The sequence below is a fragment of the Mesorhizobium sp. M7A.F.Ca.CA.001.10.2.1 genome (assembly GCF_003998575.1).
Lineage (GTDB): Bacteria > Pseudomonadota > Alphaproteobacteria > Rhizobiales > Rhizobiaceae > Mesorhizobium.
The window spans coordinates 1-3,360 of record NZ_RZQY01000660.1; the positions used below are offsets into that span (position 1 = coordinate 1).

General features: G+C 62.6%; 4 protein-coding genes and 1 pseudogene. All 5 read right to left on the reverse strand.

What is annotated here, in order from left to right; genetic code table 11:
• Nucleotides 1-534 (reverse strand): anti-sigma factor (locus EN964_RS29390; protein WP_164776069.1); only part of this gene is annotated, 534 nt, incomplete at its 3' end.
• Entirely contained in the window at nt 531-1,046 is a 516-nt protein-coding gene (locus EN964_RS29395) for a sigma-70 family RNA polymerase sigma factor (RefSeq protein ID WP_236383399.1), read from the reverse strand. The genes EN964_RS29395 and EN964_RS29390, both read right to left, overlap by 4 nt.
• Nucleotides 1,047-1,204: 158 nt before the next feature.
• On the reverse strand, nt 1,205-1,738 hold the full coding sequence (locus tag EN964_RS29400) for a response regulator transcription factor (protein WP_023812014.1): 534 nt from the start codon (nt 1,736-1,738) through the stop codon (nt 1,205-1,207).
• Entirely contained in the window at nt 1,728-3,008 is a 1,281-nt protein-coding gene (locus EN964_RS29405) for an ATP-binding protein (protein ID WP_164748993.1), read from the reverse strand. Before EN964_RS29405 ends, EN964_RS29400 begins: the two co-directional genes overlap by 11 nt.
• 38 nt (nt 3,009-3,046) lie before the next feature.
• Nucleotides 3,047-3,360, reverse strand: a pseudogene (locus EN964_RS29410) (MHS family MFS transporter); the annotation flags it as partial.

A 3,360-nucleotide genomic window follows, 5' to 3' on the forward strand; every position in this document is an offset into this window, starting at 1 on the left:
GATCTGCACGTCGCGCACCCTCCAATCCGTCGGCAGCGACGGCATGACGATGGCAGTGGCGGCGCGGATTTCGCCGGCGTTGTAATTGGGCGTTTCCGCCTGCGATGGCATGCTCTCGCGCACCAGCGTCGTCCTGTGGGCCTGCACCGCCTCATCGACATAGGCGGGCGGCTGCGGCGAGGCGACGACCTTGGTCACCGACATCGGCCCGATGATGCCGTTTGCCAGCCAGCCGGCGGCGACGAAGCCGGCTACCGCCGCCGCGCGCTGCAACACGCCGAAGAGCCGGCCGCGGGCAAGCCCCCTCTCCAGCCGCCGCGCGGCATCGGCGGTCGCAGGGCGCGCCATGCCCTTGGAGCCGGCAAGCGCCACGCGCAGTTCATCGCGGGTCCTGAGATCCGACATCACACGCGCCGCCGCCTCCGGGCGAGCGGACAAGAATGCTTCGACCTCGATGCGGCGGGTGACGTCGACCTGGTCGTCGACATAGGCGTCGAGGTCGATATCGGTCACGGGATCGACAGTTGCGGTCATGACGGGCCTCCAACGATCCTGAGGTGGTTTTTTGCCTTCGCCGGCTCCTCCATCTCGCGCAGTGCGGCGCGCGCCCTGCCGATGCGGGACATCAGCGTGCCGAGCGGCACGCCGCTGGCATCGGCGGCCTGTTGATAGGAGAGGCCTTCGATGGCGACGAGGTGCAGCGCTGAACGCTGTTCTTCCGGCAGGCTGAAAAAAGCCTCGCGCACCTGCGCCAGGCGCACCGAATGTTCCTGTGGTGCCGGCGTGCTGCCGTCGGCCAGGTATCCAGCCTGTTCGACGCGCGACGCTTCGGACTTGCGGGACCGCATCTTGTCGATGAAGGTGTTGTGGACGATCGACAGCAGCCACGCGCGCAGGTTTCCGCCGGAGCGGAACGTGCTGCGCCGCTCATAAGCGCGCACCAGCGCGTCATGGACAAGATCCTCGGCGTCGGTGCTGTCGCGCGTCAGCGAGCGCGCATAGCGGCGCAGCGAACCGAGCTGTCCTATGATGTCAAAACGTGGCATTGACGGTTTCATGTCCTGTTTACGGAGCATGTGGGGATTTTAATCCCTGCCCTGCCAATTTTTTCCCTTCGGAGGACATCGTTCGAATGTAACGATTGTTGCCGGCATCAATTTTATCATTGGTATCGGCACGATGTGCGATGCCCGGTAGATCGTGCCTACTTCACACGCCTCTTCTCCAGCTTCCTCGCCAGCGTCCGGCGGTGCATGCCCAACCGTCGTGCTGTCTCGGAAATGTTGAAGTCGGCCTCCACCAGCATTTCGTGGATGCGCTCCCATTCGAGGTTCTTTATCGAGGTTGGTCGCTCGGCGAGCGGCACCGAAGCATTGCCCTCGACCTGGCCGAAAGCGGCTTCAATGTCGTCGGTGTTGGCGGGTTTGGCGAGATACTGGCAGGCGCCGAGCTTGATCGCCTCGACAGCGGTGGCGATGCTTGCAAAGCCGGTCAACACGACGATCCGCATTTCAGGATCGTGCTCGTGCAGCGCCCTGACGCATTCCAGGCCCGAGCCGCTGGCGAGCTTGAGATCGACGACGGCATATTGGAAGGCAACGGTGCCGATCAGCGCATGCACGCCGTCGACGCTCCGGCAGCTATGCGTTTCGTAATCACGCCGTTCGAAAGACCGGCGCAGTGCGTTGGCAAAGGCGATATCGTCCTCGACGATCAACAGCGTGCGTTTAGTCGGCATTGTGCCCTCGTGGAGACAGAGCAGCCAGTGGCAGATGCAACGTAACCGAAGCTCCCCCCTCGGTTCTATTTCTTACGGTGACGGTACCCCCCAGCTTGCGGATGACATTGACGACCAGAAACAGGCCGAGCCCGCTACCTGGCCGGTTCTTGGTCGACGTATAGGGCTTGCCGAATTCAGCAAGCATGGCTTCTTCAAATCCCGGTCCCACGTCGACAACTTCGATGATGAGATCGTCCGCCTGGCGGCTGACGGTCAACCCCACCCATAGAGGCGACGCTTCAAGTGCGTTGTCCAGTACATTGAACATCACCTGTTTGAGCGCGGGATCGGAGACGATCTCCTGGTTGGCGCCGAAACGCCTGGTGTATTCGAAGCCTTGCGGCAGCCGTGTCGACTTCCATTCGGCCACCAGCTCCGCCAGGAAGGCGTCGACGGAGGTGCGAACCGTGCCTTCGCCGCGCAATTCGCCCGACGACATCAGGATTCCCGAAACGATCTTCTTGCAACGGTCCAACTGGCCCTGCATCTCCCGGATTTCCTGCGCCAGATCCGGATCTGCCTCGAGAGCCGGCATGCGCTGCCAGTCATTGAGGATGACGGAAAGCGTGGCCAGCGGCGTGCCGAGCTCATGCGCGGCACCGGAGGCGAGCAGGCCCATCCTGACGATGTGAGCCTCCTCCGCCGACTGCTGGCGCAAATCCGCAAGATGGGCGTCGCGGGTGCGAATGTTGTTCTGGACCCTGGTGATGAACAGCACCAGAAGCGTTGCCGCCAGGACGAAACAGATGAACATGCCCTGGATGTGCAGGCTGAACAGCCCGGCCCCGTGTGCGGCGGGCAGGCTGATCTCACGGTAAAAAGTAGTCAGCGCGATGAAGCACGTGCTTGCAATGAAGACAAGCGCCCAAACCGACCATGTCTCCAGCAGCACCGCGCCCAGGATGACCTGGAGCAGGTAAAGCGAAATGAAGGGATTGGACGCGCCGCCGCTCAGGTAAAGCTGGACCGTCAACGCGGTGACGTCGAGCAGCAGTCCAAGAAACAGCTCGGTGTTGGTGATCGCGTCCTGGCTGCTGTGCCGGCGCAGGCTGGCGACATTGAGAGCGATCAGCAGCAGGATCACCACCGCCATCGGGACCAGCGGCAATCCAATGCCGAGCACGTAGCGGACGAACAGGATCGTCACGATCTGACCACCGACCGCGATCCAGCGCAGTTGAATCAGAAGCAGAAAATTCTGTTTGTTGGTCTTGTCGTGCAACGTCATTGGGCCGGGAGGTCCCCAGCCCTGGCCAAGCAGGTCACTCAAGCGGGCGTCCGATCCAGGCGCTGGTTGAGTCTCAGCGCAAGCAACGTGCATAGCGCTCCCGACAACAGATAGGCGCCTGATGAGATCAGCCCGAAATGGGCGGACAGGAACAGGGCGACTATGGGGGCGAAGCCCGCCCCGAACAGCCAGGCGAGATCCGAGGTCAGCGCCGCCCCTGTATAGCGGTAGGTCTTTGAAAAGTTCGAGGCGAGTGCTCCTGAAGACTGGCCGAACGACAGGCCGAGCAGGACGAAGCCCAAGACCATGAAGACGGACTCTCCGACGAAGCCGCCATCGAGCAGCTGTGGCG